Source organism: Antrihabitans cavernicola, assembly GCF_008297975.1.
Classification (GTDB): domain Bacteria; phylum Actinomycetota; class Actinomycetes; order Mycobacteriales; family Mycobacteriaceae; genus Antrihabitans; species Antrihabitans cavernicola.
Map to the genome: position 1 here is coordinate 1 of NZ_VLNY01000040.1, position 1,117 is coordinate 1,117.

General features: G+C 65.6%; 1 protein-coding gene. It reads right to left on the bottom strand.

The annotated features are described in order from the left end of the window. The coding region (locus FOY51_RS27035) for a DUF222 domain-containing protein (protein ID WP_149433364.1) at positions 1-1,094 on the bottom strand (1,094 nt) is incomplete at its 3' end. Between the last annotated feature and the right edge of the window lie 23 nt (positions 1,095-1,117).

Sequence of the window (1,117 nt, forward strand, 5' to 3'; positions counted from 1 at the left end):
CACACCGTTCCGGCGGGGTGGGTTCGTCCACGCCCGAGGTATTCGGCATACGAAAAGGTGGGTGGTGCAGCCGATTCCGGGGTGCTGTCGGACTCTTCTGGATCCGACGCGGGTTTGCGTGCGGGATCTGTTGTGTCTGTCAGGCCGAGGCTGTCGGCGAGGGTGCGGAGTTCGGTGAGGATTGCTTGCCAGGTGGCGTCGTCGGCGATCATCTGGGCGACTGCTGGGTCGAGGGGTGTTCCGTCGGCGAGGGTGGCGGGGGTGTTGGTGAGGCCGAGGAGGGTGTTGATGTCGATCAGGATCTGTATCAACGGTTTCCGCCGCTCCGGAATGGCGATGCCGGCGGTGGGGCAGCTGTCCTGGGTGCAGCGGCACCGCAGGATTCGTTCCCCGTGTAGCAAGGCGATCAGCCCGTCGGCGCGCAGGGTGTTGCGTTCTCGCGGGTCGTCCGCACAGACGGTGTTGGCGATTTCGTCGATGAGGCGGTCGGCTTCGGCACCTTCGAGGTCGGTGATGCAGGCACTGAGCCAGGACAGTCCGTCGACACCGCGCCGCACATACGCTGTCCGCGACGCGTGTTGATTGGATTCGCGGGCGGCGGCTTCGTCGGGATTGTGTTCCATCCACAGCCGCCAGATCTGATTCCGCAGCGGGCCGGGGGAGAGGTGTTCGGCGGCGGCGAGGGCGGCGTCTTCGATCGCAGCAATGGTTTCCGGGGAGGCTTGCCGCAGTACCGAACACAACGTCCGCACGCGTGGGTAGCCGAGGTCGCCTGCGGTGAAGGCGTAGTCGACGTGTCCGAGGCGGAACTGCAGGTCGTATCCGATTTCGACCAGTTCGCGGGCGCTGCGGTACGGCATCGACAACAAGACGGCGACGTCGGCGACGGTTTCGTTCCAGGCGGTGCCGGCGTCGCCGTCGCGATCGGCGGCTTCACTCATCCGGGTGTCCCACAGCAGGTGCGCCGCGTGCACTGTGCGGGCGGCGTGCACGTTTTCCTGGGTTCGGTTGACCAGCATCTCCGAGATGTGTTCCGTCGCCGCGGCGCCGGGTGAGGTGTCACCCGGTATCCGCATCGGCAAGGTGTCGAACATAGGTTCGATAATACGCGCACAAA